Origin of the sequence: Pseudomonas sp. EYE_354, from assembly GCF_023148575.1 — a bacterium.
Taxonomy (GTDB): Bacteria; Pseudomonadota; Gammaproteobacteria; order Pseudomonadales; family Pseudomonadaceae; genus Aquipseudomonas.
This window is the reverse complement of record NZ_JAHXNQ010000006.1, coordinates 1-17,596: the sequence shown is the minus strand read 5'-3', so window position 1 is coordinate 17,596 and position 17,596 is coordinate 1. Positions and strand designations below refer to the sequence as shown.

13 protein-coding genes and 3 pseudogenes are annotated in these 17,596 nt (G+C 61.7%); 7 read left to right on the top strand and 9 right to left on the bottom strand.

What is annotated here, in order from left to right; genetic code table 11:
• Nucleotides 1-193 precede the first annotated feature (193 nt).
• The gene (locus tag KZX66_RS09875) at nt 194-1,339 is read left to right on the top strand and encodes a PatB family C-S lyase (RefSeq protein WP_248078791.1); all 1,146 of its coding nucleotides are present in this window, start codon (nt 194-196) and stop codon (nt 1,337-1,339) included.
• A 44-nt stretch (nt 1,340-1,383) separates the two neighbouring features.
• Here the strand turns inward: KZX66_RS09875 and KZX66_RS09870 are convergent, their stop codons facing one another.
• From KZX66_RS09870 to KZX66_RS09860, 3 genes are all read right to left on the bottom strand, one after another.
• Nucleotides 1,384-1,599, bottom strand: a complete 216-nt coding sequence (locus KZX66_RS09870; protein WP_003173733.1) for a TOBE domain-containing protein — start codon at nt 1,597-1,599, stop codon at nt 1,384-1,386.
• A gap of 195 nt (nt 1,600-1,794) precedes the next feature.
• Nucleotides 1,795-2,712 (bottom strand): FecR domain-containing protein, encoded by a 918-nt coding sequence (locus KZX66_RS09865; RefSeq protein ID WP_248078789.1) that lies wholly within the window; start codon nt 2,710-2,712, stop codon nt 1,795-1,797.
• Complete coding sequence (locus tag KZX66_RS09860) at nt 2,709-3,227, bottom strand: sigma-70 family RNA polymerase sigma factor (protein WP_248078786.1); 519 nt, start codon at nt 3,225-3,227, stop codon at nt 2,709-2,711. Before KZX66_RS09860 ends, KZX66_RS09865 begins: the two co-directional genes overlap by 4 nt.
• A 263-nt stretch (nt 3,228-3,490) precedes the next feature.
• On the opposite strand from KZX66_RS09860, the gene KZX66_RS09855 reads away from it, so the two are divergent.
• Nucleotides 3,491-4,612: a hypothetical protein gene (locus KZX66_RS09855; RefSeq protein ID WP_248078783.1), complete on the top strand. Its 1,122-nt coding sequence runs from the start codon at nt 3,491-3,493 to the stop codon at nt 4,610-4,612.
• 82 nt (nt 4,613-4,694) lie between these two features.
• On the opposite strand, the gene KZX66_RS09850 is transcribed toward KZX66_RS09855, so the two are convergent.
• The 3 genes and pseudogenes from KZX66_RS09850 to KZX66_RS09840 all read right to left on the bottom strand — a co-directional run.
• On the bottom strand, nt 4,695-6,140 hold the full coding sequence (locus KZX66_RS09850) for a mechanosensitive ion channel family protein (RefSeq protein WP_248078780.1): 1,446 nt from the start codon (nt 6,138-6,140) through the stop codon (nt 4,695-4,697).
• A 132-nt stretch (nt 6,141-6,272) separates the two neighbouring features.
• A complete protein-coding gene (locus KZX66_RS09845) occupies nt 6,273-7,139 on the bottom strand; it encodes a pirin family protein (protein WP_248078778.1) in 867 nt (288 codons plus the stop codon).
• Between the two features lie 158 nt (nt 7,140-7,297).
• A pseudogene (locus KZX66_RS09840) lies at nt 7,298-7,447 on the bottom strand (MFS transporter); the annotation flags it as partial.
• 102 nt (nt 7,448-7,549) lie between these two features.
• On the opposite strand from KZX66_RS09840, the gene KZX66_RS09835 reads away from it, so the two are divergent.
• From KZX66_RS09835 to KZX66_RS09825, 3 genes and pseudogenes are all read left to right on the top strand, one after another.
• The gene (locus KZX66_RS09835) at nt 7,550-8,656 is read left to right on the top strand and encodes an efflux RND transporter periplasmic adaptor subunit (RefSeq protein WP_248078775.1); all 1,107 of its coding nucleotides are present in this window, start codon (nt 7,550-7,552) and stop codon (nt 8,654-8,656) included.
• Nucleotides 8,657-8,658: 2 nt separating this feature from the next.
• Nucleotides 8,659-11,742, top strand: coding sequence for an efflux RND transporter permease subunit (locus tag KZX66_RS09830; protein ID WP_248078772.1), 3,084 nt, complete (start codon nt 8,659-8,661; stop codon nt 11,740-11,742).
• A gap of 110 nt (nt 11,743-11,852) precedes the next feature.
• A pseudogene (locus KZX66_RS09825) lies at nt 11,853-12,206 on the top strand (hypothetical protein); the annotation flags it as partial.
• Between the two features lie 118 nt (nt 12,207-12,324).
• On the opposite strand, the gene KZX66_RS09820 reads toward KZX66_RS09825, so the two are convergent.
• The 3 genes from KZX66_RS09820 to KZX66_RS09810 form a co-directional block, all read right to left on the bottom strand.
• Complete coding sequence (locus tag KZX66_RS09820) at nt 12,325-13,554, bottom strand: M20/M25/M40 family metallo-hydrolase (RefSeq protein ID WP_248078770.1); 1,230 nt, start codon at nt 13,552-13,554, stop codon at nt 12,325-12,327.
• Nucleotides 13,555-13,599: 45 nt separating this feature from the next.
• Nucleotides 13,600-14,658 (bottom strand): diguanylate cyclase, encoded by a 1,059-nt coding sequence (locus KZX66_RS09815; protein WP_248078768.1) that lies wholly within the window; start codon nt 14,656-14,658, stop codon nt 13,600-13,602.
• Nucleotides 14,659-14,763: 105 nt separating this feature from the next.
• A complete protein-coding gene (locus KZX66_RS09810; protein WP_248078767.1) occupies nt 14,764-15,396 on the bottom strand; it encodes a LysE family translocator in 633 nt (210 codons plus the stop codon).
• A 161-nt stretch (nt 15,397-15,557) separates the two neighbouring features.
• Between KZX66_RS09810 and KZX66_RS09805 the strand changes: the two genes are divergently transcribed.
• Together KZX66_RS09805 and KZX66_RS09800 are read left to right on the top strand one after the other, a co-directional pair.
• Nucleotides 15,558-16,970 carry a PLP-dependent aminotransferase family protein gene (locus tag KZX66_RS09805; protein ID WP_248078765.1) on the top strand — a complete coding sequence of 471 codons (1,413 nt, stop codon included), beginning with the start codon at nt 15,558-15,560 and terminating at the stop codon, nt 16,968-16,970.
• 234 nt (nt 16,971-17,204) lie between these two features.
• A pseudogene (locus KZX66_RS09800) lies at nt 17,205-17,596 on the top strand (ribonucleotide-diphosphate reductase subunit beta); the annotation flags it as partial.

The window sequence follows — 17,596 nt, the reverse complement described above, 5'->3', positions numbered from 1 at the left end:
ATGCACCAAAATAGCCCGTTGCGCGTTCAATCCCCAGCGCAATGGCGTTTTTATTACAGAACTTGTCGGTCACGGAACGGCGCAAAACGCCGTTGCTCTTTTCTGCGCTCAAGCTGTTGTACCCTCGCCTATCAAAAGAATGGCGCTAGAATCAGCGCCATCCTTCGTTAGCCTTCCTGACACGAGTCCCGCCATGAGCTTTGATTTCGACACGATCCACCCCCGTCTCGGCACCGGCAGCACCAAGTGGAGCCGTTACCCGGCCGATGTCTTGCCGATGTGGATCGCCGATATGGACATCGCTGCGCCGCCCGCCGTGCTGCATGCCCTGCATGAGCGCCTGAACCAGCAGATCCTCGGCTACAGCGTGGCCGGGCCTGACGTGCGCGAAGCCATCGTGGCCGACCTGTGGGCCAAATACGCCTGGCGCGTGCTGCCCGAAGAGCTGCTGTTTCTGCCTGGCGTGGAGCCGGGCTTCAATATGGCCCTGCACGCGTTTGTGCAACCCGGCCAACCGGTGGTGCTGCAAACCCCGAACTACCGCCCGATTCGCCTGGCGCCGGGGCACTGGAACCTGCCGCGTATCGAAGTGCCGTTCGAATTGATCGACGGCCAATACCTCACGCCAATGCCCGCCATGCGCCAGGCGCTCAGCGGTGCCGGCGCGCTGCTGCTGAGCAACCCGCACAACCCCATGGGCAAGGTATTCCCCCATGAAGAATTGTTGACACTGGCCACCGCCTGCCTGGATCAGGGCGCACTGATCATCAGTGACGAAATCCATGCCGAGCTGTGCTTCGATGGCCGCCGCCATATCCCCACCGCGAGCCTGAGCCCAGAGATCGCACAGCGCACCATCACGCTGATGTCGGCCAGCAAGGCCTACAACGTGGCGGGCCTGAAAACCTGCTTTGCGGTGATCCAGAATGCCGACATTCGCGAGCGTTTCAACAACGCCCGGTGCGGCATGGTCGACAGCGTCAGCCCACTGGGCCTGGAGGCCACCCGCGCCGCCTACAGCCAATGCGGCGAATGGCTCGACGCGCTCAAGCACTATCTGCAAGCCAACCGCGACTACCTGCTCAATGCCGTACAGACCCGCTTGCCCGGCGTGGTGATGCACGCGCCCCAAGGCACCTTCCTCGCCTGGCTCGATTGCAGCGCCCTGGGTTTGGACGACCCGCAACGGTTCTTCCTGGAGCAGGCCAAGGTCGGCTTGAGTGCGGGGATCGAATTCGGCGATGACAGCCAGCAGTTCGTGCGCCTGAACTTCGGCTGCCCACGGGCGTTGCTGGAAGAAGGCTTGCAGCGCATGGAGCGCAGTTTGCGCAACCGCTGAGGCAGACAACGAGTCGCCCCCGCCGGGTTGGCGGGGGCGTGGGCTTAGAGTTTGGCGATGGACACTTCGGTCGACTTCACGAAAGCGATCACTTCACTGCCAACTTTGAGTTCCAAGTCACGCACCGAGCGGGTGGTGATAACGGATGTCACGATACCTGACGCGGTTTGCACGTCGATTTCCGATACCACCTCACCCAGCAGAATTTCTTTGATCACGCCTTTGAACTGGTTGCGCACGTTGATCGCTTTGATGGTCATGTCGGCTTTCCTTTTGGCTGTTGGGTCAATCCGCACGAATGCGCAGGCCCTCAACATGCACTTTCAGAGCCGACATTAAAAGGAATATGTAGATCTTTATTTATTCCATAAAGAACTATAAAGAACATTCACGCGCCGTCCCCCTGATCGTTAAGCCGCCCCCAATTACGACGCATCCGCTGGCGCGCACTGGATCTAAGCCATCTTGCGCAACGTCACCCAATACCGCGTCCGCGCCTGCACCTCCAAGCCTAATGTAGAGGCCAGCAGGTTGAGGATGCGGTCGGTGTCGTCCAGCCGGAAACTGCCGCTAACCCGCAAACGCTCCAGGCTCGGTTCCCAGCGCAGCACGCCGGGGCGATAGCGCTGCAACTCGCGCAAAAAGTCACCGAGCCCTTGGTTCTGCGCGGTCAGCACGCCGTCGCGCCAGCCCAGTTGCAGTACATCAAATGGCGCCCACGCACCAAGGCCGCCGGCCTTGAGTGACGCTTGCTGGCCACTCGGAAGGCTCGTGCTGTTGCCATTCAACTCTCGCACCTGCACCGCGCCGCTCAGCACCGACACCAGACAACCGGACGCCTTTTGCCGCACACAGACATCAGCCGCGCCGACCAGTAACTGGCCATAACGGGTGTGCACCGTCATCGCCGCCGCACCTGGTACGTTCAAGGCCAGTTCGCCATCGACCAAGCTGATGCGCCGTTGCGCCAGGTCAACGTCCACCGCCGTCGCCGTATTGAGCTGCAGGCTGGCGCCGTCGGACAAGGGCAGGCGCGTGCGCTCGCCGGTGGCGGTATGCAGGTCGGCGCGCCAGGTGTCGATGGGCAATTGACGGCTGATCAACCATGCGGTCGGCAGCAACGCCGCCACGCCCAGGGCACGCTTGAGCACGGCACGGCGCGAGGGTTGTGGACGGTCGAGGCTGGCCATGGCGAGGGCGTGAGGCAAGCCACTGAAACGCTGACGCAGGGCTTGGGCTTTCTGCCAGGTGTGTTCGTGTTGAGGATGGCTGTCGCGCCAGTGCTGCAACGCGGCGTGGTCACGCTCGGTCGCCGCACCGGACTCCAGCAGCGCCAGCCACTGGGCGGCGGCGCGGGCCACATCGCGGCTCACAGCTCCACCAGCAGGCAGTGCTCGTAGGCCTGAGCCATATAGCGTTTGACCGTGCGCTCGGACACCTGCAGACGCTCGGCAATCTCGCGATAGCCCAAGCCTTCCAGCTGGCTCCACAGAAACGCGCGACGCACCAGCACCGGCAAGCCGTCGAGCAATTCATCCAAGGCTTGCAGGGACTCCAGCACCAGCCAACGTTGTTCGGGGGATGGCACACAGGCTTCGGGCAGGTTGGCCAGGGCATCCAGGTAGGCCTGCTCGAGGCTGCGCCGCTGATGAAAATTGACCAGCAGGCGTTTGCCCACCGTCACCAGGTAAGCCCTCGGCTCCTGCACCTGTGTCAGCGGTTGGGCACTGGCCAGCACGCGCATAAACGTGTCCTGGCTCAGGTCGGCCGCATCCCAGGCGTTGCCCAGACGCCGGCGCAGCCAGCCTTCCAGCCAACTGCGGTGGTCACGGTACAGGCTCGACAGCGTCAGTTCGGGGGCATGCGTCGGGGCAACAGCATCATTCATGGCAAGCAACCTGCACGGCGCGAGTGAGTCTCAAATGAGATTCATTCTATTTAATATCGCGCCGCTGCACCATGGTCTTTTCAACATTGGGTTTAAAGCACGCACGCCGCCGCGGTTCAACAGCACCCTGACCGCGTTGCGGGCTGGACCCCGCGCCGCCTGTCAAGCGATGAGACTCAGTTGACGCTGGCCTGTTGCCTGAGGCTTCTGACAACATGACCAGCCGTGAACGCTGTGTTCCGACTGACAGGAGTCAACCTGATATGACCGTCGCATCCCTGATGTTTGCCACCAGCTTCCCCATTGCGTTTACCGATCATTTGGTCAGCAATACAATCGGCACGCTTATCCCGCCGATCACCCCAATCAGCGGCGCGGAAACACGCGTAGGCGTGAATGGCGATATTCCGGTGGGGCTGGGTCTGAAACTGTGGGAGTCGCGGGCAGATGTTCACTTGCTTTATGCGGGGTCCATCGTGGATGCCAACAAGATTCTTGACATGATTGAACTGGCGCTCCAGCGGGAAACCTACAGCAGAAAAATCAACCAGCAGATTAAGAGGTTCGTCGCCCAGTCAGGCCTGAACGCGAGTTTTATCGTTGTCTACTTGAGCCACCGCGGGCGAGTAAGTTTTTGCAGCAGCGACGAGGCACAACACTATATCGACAAGCACTTTCGTCGCGTTGTCATGATTGGTAGCGGCAAACCTGCGCTGGCCCAGATCATCAACACCGTGTCCGGGCAGTTGAAAGCGCCATTGCCCAGCCTGGAACATGATCAAACCGGCCATGTGTTTCAAGCCATTGCCCGCTCATTGGCGGTGGTTGCTCGGTCCACCATTGACTACATGAGCGGCAGTGCATCGTCATTTGCGGCCCAGTCAACGGGTGGTTATTTCTGTATCTCCTATTTTCTCGATCTCTACTGGCGGGACCAGGCGCCCCCCGCCTTCCTGGACAACAGCCTGTGCCAGATCTTCACTGAAGCCGATGTCGATCAGATCTATCTCACGCGCCTGATCGTTTCCCAGCGCTCACCCGGCCTCGGTTACATGGATGTCTTTGTTTTTGTCGGTCGCCAGCCGATTTCGCTGAATGACACGGTGATAAGCCTGCCGCTGAGCAGTTTCAGCCATACCTCAATCGCTAACGTACGCAAGCAATCCACCCATAACCCCATGGACCCTTTGGGGCGACGCCTGGACCTTTTTCAAATCATCGCCTATGCCGCTTTGCCCATGAACGGACGCATCACACGAACACACACTGTCGAGTTCAGTGCCGCAGTGGCCGTCGACCTGACAGACACTCATCAGGCCATAGAGCTCACCCTGCATCGTCCATTGATCGCCAAACTGTGGGCGCGCCTTTTGAAGGCGTTTTAGGCCTGACGCAACCGGACCTGCCGTGATGTGATCCGGGCAAGCTCCCGCAGTGCGGAAAATGGCTTGCGGCTCAGCGACCGGCTCACAGACCGCGCTTGCGCAACCACTGCAAAAAGCCTTTCTTGACCGGCACCACCGGCGCTTCCTGGGTCAGGGCCTGGGCCGCATGCAGGCGAAAATCCAACAAAGTCTTCATCGCATCGCCGATGTCGTGCCGCGCGTCCAGGCACGGCGTGAGGTACTCCTTCTCGATGCGATACAGCGTACAGAACGTTTTGGCGGTGAAATCCGCCAGGGTGGCCTGATCCGTGAGAATCCCCGCCTCGCCAATCACCTCGCCCGGGCCCATGCGCCCGGCTTCGAATTTATGCCCGTCTTTGACCAGCATCACCGAGACCACGCCGGACTCGACGATAAACAAATGGTCGCTGACCTCGCCGGCCGGCAGGATCATCTCACCGGCGCGGTAGGTGTGCAGGGTCATGTTCTGGCTGAAGGTTTCCTTTTCTTCCTGGCGCAGAGTGGAGAAGATCGTGGAACTGTCCAGCAGCGCCCGCGCCCGTGACGGCGCGACCGGCGTAGTGCTTTCGACCGCCGATAACAGGCTCACGCCCGCCGCTTGCAGATGCCTGAAGGCCAGGTCGTACAGCTGGTTACGCACCTCGCGCTTGAGGGGCATCGCGGGCACAAAGCCACTGATTTCATATTCCACGCCGCCACTGGTGGAGGTCTTGAACGCCACACTGGGTGCGGGGTTGACCAGCAACGGTCGGCAACCCTGCATGGCGCGTTCCAACGCTTCGATCACCGTTTGCGGGCGCGCGTGGGGGCTGACCTGCAGGCTGACGGCCAGGCCGAACATGTCTGCCGGGCGCGAAAAGTTAATGATCTTCGCCTTGGCCGCCAGGGAATTGGGGATCACCGCCATGCTGCCCTGGGAGGTTTGCAGGCGCGTGGCACGCCAGTCGATGTCGGTGACCCGCCCTTCGGTGCCGTCGATGGAAATCCAATCATCCAGTTGATAGGGCTTGGTGGTGTTGAGCACAATCCCGGAAAACACGTCGCTCAAAGTGCTTTGCAACGCCAGGCCAACAATGATCGCCACCGCGCCGGATGTTGCCAGCACGCCTTTGACCGGCAGGTCGAGCACGTAGGCCAGCGCGGCGATGATCGCAATCAGGAAAATCACCGCCCCCAGCAAGTCCTGCAACAGGCGTCCGGTATGCCCGACGCGCTGCATCATCAGCGCCCCAAGCAACACCGTAAGCGTGCGCGCCGCGAACAGCCACCAGCCGATCTGCAAGGCCGTGGCGGCCATGTGCAAGGCGGTGTTGTCGGCGTAGGGTGGCACGAGCATGGGGTTCATGCCGTCGTTGAAGAGCACGGCGCTGAACACCGCGAAGATCACCAGCCGCGCCGCCAGCTTCCAGTTGGCGAAGTCCGCGGAAATCAAGCGCCATACGGCAATATCGATAATGACCAGCGCCAACGCGCAGAGCATCGGGTGATCGGAAATAAATGAGGGCATCCAGGCGACTCCAGGGCGAATGGCGTGAAGATCGCATGAATTGAGAACGCTGGAAAACAAAATGTGGGGACAGGCTTTTGTAGTGAGAGGGCCCACCACAAAAGCCCCGCACGACTGATGTGCGACGGGCGATCAGGCGTTCATTCGCCCAAACCGACCCGACTGGAAATCCGCAAACGCCTGATGAATCTCTTGCTCGGTGTTCATCACGAACGGTCCATGCCCGACAATGGGCTCCTCGATCGGCTCGCCGCTGAGCAGCAGCACCATCGCGTCGTCATCGGATGCCAGGGACACCTGGGTGCCCTCGCGCTCGAACAATGCCAATTGCCCTTGGCGGGCCACTTCCTCAGCGTTAATCCGCACCGTTCCGCGCAGCATCACCAGGGCGGTGTTGCGACCGGCGTGCAGGTCCAGGGTCACGGTTTTACCGGCGTTAAGGCGCAGGTCCCACACGTCGATCGGCGTGAAAGTGCGTGCAGGCCCCGTGACGCCTGCGAATTGACCCGCGATCAGACGCAGTTGCCCGGCGTCATCAGCCAGCGGCAGCAGCGGTATGTCGCCGTCGATGATCGTCTGGTAGCCGGCGTCGGCCATTTTGTCTTTGGCTGGCAGGTTGACCCACAGTTGCACCATCTCCAGCGCGCCGCCTTTACGGGCAAAGTCGGCGGAGTGGAATTCTTCGTGAAGAATGCCTTTTGCGGCGGTCATCCATTGCACATCGCCAGGGCCGATCGTACCGCCGGCGCCGGTGGAATCGCGGTGTTCGACCTCGCCGTCGTAAACGATGGTCACGGTTTCAAAGCCGCGATGGGGGTGCTGGCCAACGCCGCGACGCTGTTCAGTCGGGCTGAATTGCGCCGGGCCGGCGTGGTCGAGCAGCAAGAACGGGCTGATGTGTTTACCCAGGCTGTCGTAGGAAAACAACGTGCGCACCGGGAAACCGTCGCCGACCCAATGGGCGCGAGGGCTGGTGTAGATGCCGATGAGTTTTTTCATGATGGTCCTCCAAAGTGCAGACAGCCTAATTCCCTCCATCCATGGATACTAGACGGCAAAAATAACGTTATTCGTTCTATACATAGGACAATGCTTTGCGCGGGCGCTCACGTAACAGGTGATACGCAGTGAAGGTCAGCACGGCAAAGCCCACCTGCAGCCTTCAAGGCCGAACCCGTTGGGGCCACCAACGCCTGCTCGATGGCGCCGAGGCCCGGAGTGATCAACGGGGTCGCGACTTCACCCAGTGCGGTGGGGGCCACCAGTAAAAACAACAGGCTGCGTGTCGGTGCAGGGGCATTTGCCATGGTGATTATCCAGGGGGCTGGATTAATTTATATTTCGACCATAATATTAGTGAAAAATTATGTCCGTAATTTTTTGCCCGATGGTCACCCCTGGAGCCCGACATGCACCCTCTCCCCCTGCGCTTTCTCACGCCCCTGGCCTTGTTAAGCCTCCTCAGTGGCTGTAACAGCCAGGCAGACAGCGCCGCCCCAATGACCCCACCGCGCCTGGTGCTCGCCGCCCAGGTCGACGCCGTCGGCACCCGGCAAAGCGCCTACACCGGCGTGGTCGCGGCCCGCACGGAAAGCGACTTGGGCTTTCGGGTCAGCGGCAAGGTGATCGACCGCAAGGTGGACCCCGGCCAGCACGTGTCCCGTGGCGACACCCTGCTGGTGCTGGATATCGGTGACTTCGAACTGGCCCTGCGCTCGGCCAGGAACCGCGTCAACGCCGCCCAGGCGCAACTGCGTCAACGCCGCGATGATGCAAACCGCTACCAACGCCTGGCCAGCACCGGCGCGGTGTCACGGCAGATCTTCGATCAATCGGCAACAGCCCTGCGGGTCGCCGAAGCCGAGCTGGCCTCGGCGCAATCCGATGCCGGCCAGATCGAAAACCGCCGTACCTACTCAGTCCTCAAGGCCGATGGCGACGGCATCATTACTGACGTGCGGGTCGATCGCGGCCAAGTGGTCGCCGAAGGACAAATCGTCGCGCGCCTGGCCCATGATGGCGCCCGCGAAGCCATCGTCAACCTGCCGGAAAACAGACGCGATCAAGCCTCGCAAAAAGCCCTGGCCTTCCCCTTTGGCGCACCTGACCAGGCGGTGACGGCCTCCCTGCGCGAACTCTCCGCCAGCGCCGACCCTGTCACCCGCACCTACCGTGCCCGCTATGTGTTGCATGGCGCCGTAGACCGCTTTGCCCTGGGCTCGACCATCACCGTACGCCTGCAAGGCGACGGCCAGGCCCAGCAAACCCGCGTGCCCATCGGCGCCTTGCATGACGCCGGGCAAGGTCCTGGGGTCTGGCTGATCGGCGCCGACAATAACGTCAGCTTTGCCCCGGTGAAGGTCGCCAGTCTCGGCCAGGAGGATGCCCTGCTCGACAGCGGCGTGCGCCCAGGGCAAACCGTCGTCGCCCTCGGCGCCCACCTGCTGCACAGCGGTGATGCGGTGCGCCTGCAGCCCGCCCAGGCATTGGCCCTCAACCGCAAAAAGGATCAATGAGCATGCGCGGCATCAACCTCTCTGAGCTGGCGGTCAAGCATCGCGCCGTCACGCTGTTCCTGATCATTGCGATCCTCGCCGCCGGGGTTTTCGCGTTCGGCAAACTGGGGCGCGCCGAAGACCCACTGTTTACCGTCAAGGTCATGACCATCAGCGCCGCGTGGCCCGGCGCCACGGCCCAGGAAATGCAAGAGCAAGTGGCCGACCGCCTGGAAAAACGCCTGCAGGAGCTGGACGGCTACGACCGCGTCGAGACCATCGCCCAGCCGGGACTGGTGTCGATGCGCATGACTTTCCTCGAATCCACACGCGCCAGCGAGATTCAGGAGCTGTTCTACCAGACCCGCAAAAAGCTCAGCGATGAAGCCGCCAGACTGCCCAAGGGCGTGATCGGACCGTTCTTCAACGATGAATATTCCGATGTGTATTTCGCACTGTATGCGCTGGAAGCCGAGCACCTGCCTCACCGCCAACAAGTGCAAATGGCCGAGGACCTGCGCCAGGGCCTGCTCAACCTGCCGGGAGTGAAGAAGGTCAATATCCTCGGCGAGCAGGCTCAGCGCATCTTTGTCGAGTTTTCCTATGAGCGCCTGGCCACCCTTGGCATCAAGCCCGATCAGATCTTCGCCGCCCTTGCCGCGCAAAACGCGGTGGCGCCTTCGGGCTTTGTGGAAACCGCAGGCGCGCGCGCCTATATCCGTATCGATGGCGCATTCGACAGTCTGGCACTGATTGAAAATGTGCCGCTGCAGGTCAACGGCCGGGTGCTGCGCATCGCCGACGTGGCCACCGTCAGCCGTGGCTACGAAGACCCGCCCAGCTACCGCATCCGCCATCAAGGTGACCCGGCGCTGATGCTCGGCGTGATCATGGAAAAACACTGGAACGGCCTGGAACTGGACCAAAGCCTCAAGGCCCAGGAAGCCAGGATCCAGGCGGATCTGCCCCTGGGCGTGAACTTCGCCAAGGTCTCCGACCAGGCCAAGAACATCACACTGGCGGTGAATGAGTTCATGCTCAAATTCTTCGTCGCCCTGGCCGTGGTGATGGTCATCAGCCTGCTGGCCCTGGGCTTCCGCGTGGGCTTGGTGGTGGCGGCTGCGGTGCCGCTGACCCTGTCCATCGTGTTTGTGATCATGCTGATGACGGGCCGCGAGTTCGACCGCATCACCCTCGGCGCGCTGATTATTTCCCTGGGTTTGCTGGTGGACGATGCAATCATCGCCATCGAAATGATGGTGGTGAAACTGGAGGAAGGTTTCGACCGGATTCACGCCGCCACGTTTGCCTGGAGCTCCACCGCCGCGCCAATGCTGACCGGTACGCTGGTGACGATCATCGGTTTTCTGCCGGTGGGCTTTGCACGTTCAGCCGCTGGGGAATACGCCGGCAATATCTTTTGGATCGTCGGGTTTGCGCTGATCGCATCCTGGCTGGTAGCCGTGGTGTTCACACCGTATCTGGGCGTGAAGTTGCTGCCGCAGATCAAACCGGTCCCCGGTGGCCACGACGCAATCTATGCCGGGCGCTACTACCAGACACTTCGCAGCCTGGTGCAAGCCTGCGTGCGTCAGCGCTGGCTGGTGACGGGGCTGGTGGTGGCGGCATTCGTGCTGAGCGGCCTGGGCATGGCCGTGGTGAACAAGCAGTTCTTCCCCAACTCCGACCGTTCCGAGCTGATCCTTGAGGTGTACATGCCGCCCGGCAGCGCATTCAAAAGCACCGAGGCGGTGGCGGCGCAGCTGGAAAAAGCCTTGCTGCAGGAGCCACAGACACGCATGGTCGACACCTATGTGGGCGGCGGCGCACCGCGCTTTTTCCTGTCGTTGAACCCGGAACTGCCCGACCCGGCGTTCGCCAAATTGATCGTGCAAACGCCCGATTCCCACGCACGTGATGCCTTGAAGCTGCGCATGCGTGAACGTATCGCGGCCGGCGAATTCCCGGCGGCGCGGGTGCGTGTCACACAGTTGCTGTTCGGGCCGCCGGTGCCGTTCCCGGTCGTGTTTCGCGTGTCGGGCCCGAACCTGGATGTGCTGCGCGGCTTGTCCGAAGAGGTGCGCGGCGTGGTCGCCGCGAACGCCCTGACCAAGGACGTCTTCCTCGATTGGGGCGAGCGCGCCAGCGGGTATCGCCTGGTCCTGGATCAAGACCGCCTGCGCCTGCTGGGCTTCACCCCTGACGAGGTCAAGTCCCAGCTCAATGCCCTGCTCAGCGGCAACCCGATCACCGAAGTGCGCGAGGGCAACCGCACCGTGTCCGTGGTCGCCCGTGCCCAGGGCAATCAGCGGGAGAACCTCGACAACCTCAACAACATGACCCTGACCAACAGCGCGGGCACCTCGGTGCCACTGGCTCAGGTCGGGCACTTCCAGGCGGTAATGGAAGAACCCATCCTCAAGCGTCGTGACCGTGCGAGTACCGTGGAAGTGCGCGCCGACATCATCGACGGCGTACAACCGCCCGACGTGGAAATGGCGGTGTACAAGGACCTGCAAGCGCTGATCGCCACACTGCCGGCCGGCTACCGGATCGACATCGGCGGCCCGGTGGAAGAAAGCGCCAAGGCCAACGCTGCCCTGGCGGCGCTGTTCCCGATCATGATCCTGCTGACCCTCACCGTGATCATGTTCCAGGTGCGCTCCTTCGGCGTGATGTTCATGGTCTTCGCCACCGCCCCTCTGGGCTTGATCGGCGCGGTGCCGACCCTGCTGCTGTTCAACCAGCCCTTTGGGTTCAACGCGATCCTGGGGCTGATCGGCATCGGCGGGATCCTGATGCGCAACACGCTGATCTTTACCGACCAGATCCGCCAGAACCAGGACCACGGCATGCCGATTCGCGAGGCCATCGTCGAAGCCACGGTACGGCGGGCCCGCCCGGTGATATTGACCGCGTTGGCAGCGGCGCTGGCGTTCATTCCGCTGACGTTGTCGGTGTTCTGGTCGTCCCTGGCGTTCGTGCTGATCGGCGGCGTATTGGTTGGCACCGTGTTGACGCTGTTGTTCCTGCCGGCGCTGTGCAGCCTGGTGCTGGGGCGAGAGAAGACAGAGGTTGTCGAAACGTCCCACGCAAGCGCCGGATAACCTCTACTCCCCTCCCCTGAGAACCTCTGCAAAGTCCTTCGCCTGATCAAACAGTGCGAAGGATTGCAGATGGTTATTTTTTTGAAGGCCCCAGGCAACGGGGCCGCATCATGATCAACGGAACCAGCCAAGCCATTGGCTTTCTGGTGCTGGCGGCGATGGACTCGAAGACGCGCGACGTCGAGTCCGTCCTCAGCGACTTCCGCCGTTGCCTCAACCACTACGATGCCTGGGCCGAGCGTTTTTTCAGCTTTTCGGCACTGGATGTCGAGCAGGTGTTCAAGGTCGGTGACGAGGTGGCAATCGTCGCCCCCATCAATCGCTCACTCTTCCCCAGTACCACCGTGGCAACGTGCCAGGCCACCGGCACCTTGACCCTGGTGCATATGTTTCAGAGCGCGCGCTTTGTCCCCATTGGCGATACGCCGGTGGTGGTGCAGCGCATCGACCCCGACGGCGGCCCAGCCTATCTCTCCCAGCAACTCATTAACCCAGAAGCTCATTACCCTCCCAAGCCTATTCACCTCAGAAGCCCACTTCCCTAAAAACCGGCTCATCCAAGACGGCTGGGTGAGCCCTCAATCACCGCTTCGAAAGCTCCATAATCATCCGGCTAAGCAGGTAAACCCGCGGCACCACACTCTCCACCTCGGCATACTCCTCGGGCGTGTGAATATTGCCCCCCACAATCCCAAACCCATCCAATGTAGGCGTGCCCACCCCGGCCGACAGGCTCGCATCCGCCGCGCCGCCGCTGCCTTCAATCGTCAACGTTTTGCCCAGTTCCCCATAAATCCCCTGGGCGATCGCTACCAATTTGTCCGATTCCGGCGTCTGTGGCATCGGCGGCAGGCCGCGTTTGAGGCTGGTGGTGACTTCGGTTTCCGGGATCAGTTTGTTCGCTGAAACGCGTACCAGGTCTTTCTCGATCCGATCGAACTCTTCCGGCAATGCGGCGCGCACGTCGGCTTTGGCGGTGGCTTGGTCGGGGATGACGTTGGTGCGGTCGCCGGCCTTGATCACGGTGAAGTTGATGGTGGTTTTTTTCTCTTCATCGCCCAGCTTGCCCAGTTGCAGGATCTGGTGCGCGGCTTCCATGGCCGCGTTGCGCCCCAGTTCCGGGGCGACCCCGGCGTGGGCGGCTTTGCCTTTGACTTCGACCACAGCGGTGGCGCTGCCTTTGCGCCATACCACCAGGCCGTCTGCGGGGCGGCCGGGTTCGAGGTTCAGCGTCACGTCGTGGGCTTTGGCGGTGTTGCGAATCAGATCGGAGGCGATGTCGGAGCCGGTTTCTTCGCTGGCATCGAGCAGAAAGGTGATTTGCCCGAAGTCCTTGAAGCCCTGGTTTTTGAGGACTTTGAGCGCGTAGATACCGGCGACGATGCCGCCTTTGTCGTCCATCACGCCGGGCCCATAGGCGCGGCCGTCCTTGATGTGGAACGGGCGCTCGGCGGCTGAGCCTTCTTTAAACACGGTGTCCATGTGGGCCATCAGCAAAATCTTGGCCTTGCCGCTGCCTTTCAGGGTGGCAATCACATGGCTGCTGTTGGCGGCGGCATCCGGTACCCGTTCGATACTGAAGCCCAGCTGTGTCAGTTCGTCGACCGCGATCTCGCTGACCTGGGTCAGGCCCGGCCCGTAGCCGGAGCCCGAGTCAATGTTCACCAGGCGCTCCAGCAGTGTCAGGGCCTCAGCCTTGTACTGCTGAGCGTCCGCCTGGATCTGCTTGTGGGGTTCGGCACTGTAAGCCGCCAGTGGGAACGACAACGCCAGGGTGACGGCCAGAAGGGTACGGGGGAAGGTGAAGAGCATAAACCGATCCTTGTTTTGTGTGAGGGACCGCTCCACCCTACCCCACTAAACAGACCGCAACCAAACGCCCTGCGCCGCGTTGACACGGTTGCGTCCGTTGCTCTTGGCCTCGTACAACGCCAGGTCGGCATCGTTAAGCCAACTGATCGCATCGACATGCCCCGGCTGGTAAAGCGCCAGGCCGATGCTCAAACTGGCGCGCAACGTGGGGTCCTGGGCGTAGGCCAGGGCGTTGAAGCGGTCACGCAAGGCGTCCATCACTTCAGTGGCACGGTTGAGTGGCATGCCGGGCAGGATTACGCAGAACTCATCCCCGCCGTAGCGCCCGGCCAGGTCGGTGATGCGCAGGTTCTGGCGCAGGACTTTGCTCAGTTGACGCAGAACGATGTCGCCGGTGACGTGACCGTAGGTGTCATTGATCAGCTTGAAATGGTCGATGTCGATCAGCGCAATCGCCGCGCCCTGCTGCTCGCGGCGGCAGCGTTGAAATTCGATGTCCAGATGGTCTTTCCAGGCCCCATGGTTGAGCAGGCCGGACAAGCTGTCGGTGCGGCTCAGGGCTAGAAATTCGTGTTTTTGCCGAGTCAGGGTCACGGCCTGGCGGTAGCAGATCCAACCCAGCGCCAAGGGATATACCATCAGGATCGGCAGGCAGGCATAGAGTTGCGCCTCGGTGGTCACCGCGATGAACGAGGGGGCGAAGATCAGCAGCGCCGTGCCGATGCCCAACGCCTGGGCAACCCAGCCCGCGAGCATGAAACGCAGACCGCCGATGGCCACGTTGTTCATGGTCATCATTGACAAGCTGGTGACGGCGGGCAGCGGGTTGAAGTGCATGGCGCCGGCCCAGAAGCCGCCGCAGAACGAATCGAACAACAGGTTGCGCCGTTCGCTGCGCAGGGCATTGGCGCTACGCAGCGACAGTTGGTAGCCCAGGGAGGGCCAGACAAACGCGTTGATCACCATCCAGACCCACACCCACAACGGCGGGTTCAGCGGGTACATGCCAAACACCACGCATACAAATCCGAGCGTCAGCCCCAAGGTGCGAGATGTGTACAAGCGGCGAGCGAGCGGAAGTCCCTTTCCTCCGGCGGCTGGCATGGTCGGCGTAATCCTGAATGAATGCCTGGAGTCTATCAGGGCGCCAGCAATACGCCACTACCACTCATAAGCTCATCACTCGCGCAAATACCCGTTCCAAAGCGTCTAGTGGGAAAAACCGCGCGCCAACATCAGCGCCACCCCCAATAGCAACACCGCCGTGATTCGCTGAAGCAGCACCCGACGCGTGGGGTTTTCCAGCACATGCTTGATGCGTTGGCCGAAGTAGCAATACAAGCAACCACTGGCAAATTGCAGCAACAGGAATGTCGTGCCGAGGATCGCGATGTCGGCCGCCGAGCTGTGCTCCCCTGCCCCCGTGAACTGCGGGAACACGGCGCTGAACATAATGATGGCCTTGGGGTTGGAAAACCCGGTCAACAATCCCTTGCCGAACAGGCTGCGCGAGCCTTCCACGGCTGCCGCCTTGCCGATCGATACGCCGCTGCTGGTCCACTGTTTGCAGGCCAGGTAAAGGATGTAGGCCACGCCGACAAGCTGAATGCTCTGGGTGATGGCAACGTTGCCCTTGATCAAGGCCGAGAAGCCTACGGCAAAAATCAGGATCGAAATCAGGTAGGACACACTGGCGCCGATCTGCGCCGGGATCGAATGGCGCAGGCCATCCTTCAAACCCAGACTCAACAGCAACAGGGTCATGGGGCCGGGGCTGAAGGTGACGGTGGCGCAGAACAGCAGGAAGTAGAGAAACGAAGACAGCGTTAATGCACTTGTCATGGGCCAAGTCCTTTTGAGGGTAGATACAACGGCAGACGACGGTCCCTTGCGGGCAGCATCGCACGCAGTCTAGGGAAGCGGCGTTGCGCATGGCAGGTAAAGTGATGCCTAATCCGGCCTCACTTCACCGGTAAAACAGCCGGTAAACACAGGGAAGGTTTATGTTTGTATCCGCCATCGCCTTCGTGGAAGGCGCGCCGAAGGTGCAGCAGATCGTCGAGGCGTTCAGCCAGGCCATCGAAAACGGCGAATGGGCACCCGGCAGCAAGTTGCCTTCGGTGCGTGAATTAACCCAGACCCTGGGCGTCAGCAAGTTCACGCTCAACGAGGCGCTGGACCGCCTGCGCGGGCGCCACCTGCTGACCTCAAGCCAGGGCCGCGGTTACTTTGTGGCGATGGACAGCACGCGCCCGGCGTCAGCGGCCTGGGTCGACCTGTTGCCGCAGGATTTGCTCAGCGTATTGCGCCGGCCGTTGACCACCGCCGCTGGCGAGTTGCGCCCTGGCGGCGGGCATTTGCCGGAAGCGTGGCTGGACAACGATGCCATGCGCCAGGCCATGCGCTCTGTGGTCCGCGCACCGTCGCTGCGCATCGCCGGGCTGGGCACGCCCGCCGGGTTGCTGCCGCTGCGCCAGGCGTTGCAACAGAAGCTGCATGGCGAAGGGTTGTCAGTGCCGGTGGAACAGATCATCACCACCCCCAACACCGTGCAGGGTCTGGACATGCTCATGCGCCTGCTCGCACGTCCCGGCGACACGGTGCTGCTCGACGCGCCGTGCTACTTCAACTTCCACGCCAACCTGGCTTTGCACGGCGTCAAGGTCGTGACCCTGGAGCGTCGCCCCGACGGCTTCGACTTTACCGCCCTCGAACACCTGCTGGCCGAACATCGCCCCAGCCTGTACCTGACCACCAGCGTGCTGCATAACCCCACAGGCCATTCCTTCAGCCCAAGCCAAGCGTTCCGCCTGTTACAACTGACCCAGCGCTACCACTGCCATATCGTCGAGGATGACCTTTATGGCGACCTGCACCCCAACCCTCCACCACGCCTGGCAGCGGTTGCCGGCCTGGACCAGGTCACCTACCTGTCGGGCTTCTCCAAGATCCTCAGCGCCAACGCCCGCGTCAGTTTTGTGGTGGCGGCGCCCCAACTGGCGGCCAACCTGACCAACATGAAGCTGATGAGCGGCGGCGTGACCTCGGAACTGCTTGAGCAGATCGTCTATCGCCTGCTCAGCGAAGGCAGCTACGCCAGGCACCGCAAGCGCATGGTCCAGCGCTTGATGGAAGCCGGTGGGCGCGTCGAGCAATGGCTGCGGCACTGCGGCTGCGAACTGCCGATGGCTTTCGAAGGCGGGATGTTTATCTGGGCACGCCTGCCGTGCGGGGTGAACGGCGAGGTGCTCGCCCAGGAGGCGCTGAAACACAGCATGTTACTGGCGCCGGGCGCACTGTTCGGCAACGACCCGGCCCATCGCGACTCGATGCGTTTCAACGTGGCCCACAGTGATGATCCACGGGTACAGCAGGTGTTTGAAGGGTTGTTGCTCAAGGCCGTGCGCGGGGCCTGAAAGGCAGCGCCGGTTGCACGGCACCTGCGACGTTCGATCCACTCTTGCGCGTTGACCAGTCTTGTTACACACCATATAGTGTGCCCACATACAAAACAGACCACTACATAGTGTGCAGTATCGGTATCTACCGACCACACTCTGCGCAGTATTTCAATGCCTTGAAGCCTGCAAATTACCTATTTTTGGACGGGTTCACACACCCGTCAAAACAGACCAGGAAGGAGTATTTCAATGCTGAGTTGGGATGAAGTCGACAACGAAGACACCGGTGCAGCGGTGATCAAGGGCGCCAATGCCGGCCATGCCAGCGAAGCCAACATGGATCGTCTCGACGGTGCCGGCGCCGCCGCTGCCCTGGAAGCGCGCCACGTGACTGCCAACGACTCCGCCGCCATCATCCGCGCCAAGGCCGCCCTGGACAAACTCGACGTCGCCGAAGGCCTCGCCGAACTCGAAGGCGCCTCCGCCCGTGTCGCCGTCGACGAAAAGCGCATGATCAACTGCCGCGCCGACCTCAACCAGCTCGTGCCCTTCAAGTACGACTGGGCCTGGCAGAAGTACCTCGACGGCTGCGCCAACCACTGGATGCCGCAAGAGGTCAACATGACCGCCGACATCGCCCT

Excerpts from the sequence above, each read along its gene's own strand:
- KZX66_RS09815 (WP_248078768.1), bottom strand. The coding sequence starts at position 14,658 with ATGCCAGCCGCCGGAGGAAAGGGACTTCCGCTCGCTCGCCGCTTGTAC.
- KZX66_RS09850 (WP_248078780.1), bottom strand. The coding sequence starts at position 6,140 with ATGCCCTCATTTATTTCCGATCACCCGATGCTCTGCGCGTTGGCGCTG.
- KZX66_RS09855 (WP_248078783.1), top strand. The coding sequence starts at position 3,491 with ATGACCGTCGCATCCCTGATGTTTGCCACCAGCTTCCCCATTGCGTTT.
- KZX66_RS09870 (WP_003173733.1), bottom strand. The coding sequence starts at position 1,599 with ATGACCATCAAAGCGATCAACGTGCGCAACCAGTTCAAAGGCGTGATC.
- KZX66_RS09805 (WP_248078765.1), top strand. The coding sequence starts at position 15,558 with ATGTTTGTATCCGCCATCGCCTTCGTGGAAGGCGCGCCGAAGGTGCAG.
- KZX66_RS09845 (WP_248078778.1), bottom strand. The coding sequence starts at position 7,139 with ATGAAAAAACTCATCGGCATCTACACCAGCCCTCGCGCCCATTGGGTC.
- KZX66_RS09820 (WP_248078770.1), bottom strand. The coding sequence starts at position 13,554 with ATGCTCTTCACCTTCCCCCGTACCCTTCTGGCCGTCACCCTGGCGTTG.
- KZX66_RS09835 (WP_248078775.1), top strand. The coding sequence starts at position 7,550 with ATGCACCCTCTCCCCCTGCGCTTTCTCACGCCCCTGGCCTTGTTAAGC.
- KZX66_RS09875 (WP_248078791.1), top strand. The coding sequence starts at position 194 with ATGAGCTTTGATTTCGACACGATCCACCCCCGTCTCGGCACCGGCAGC.
- KZX66_RS09860 (WP_248078786.1), bottom strand. The coding sequence starts at position 3,227 with ATGAATGATGCTGTTGCCCCGACGCATGCCCCCGAACTGACGCTGTCG.
- KZX66_RS09830 (WP_248078772.1), top strand. The coding sequence starts at position 8,659 with ATGCGCGGCATCAACCTCTCTGAGCTGGCGGTCAAGCATCGCGCCGTC.
- KZX66_RS09810 (WP_248078767.1), bottom strand. The coding sequence starts at position 15,396 with ATGACAAGTGCATTAACGCTGTCTTCGTTTCTCTACTTCCTGCTGTTC.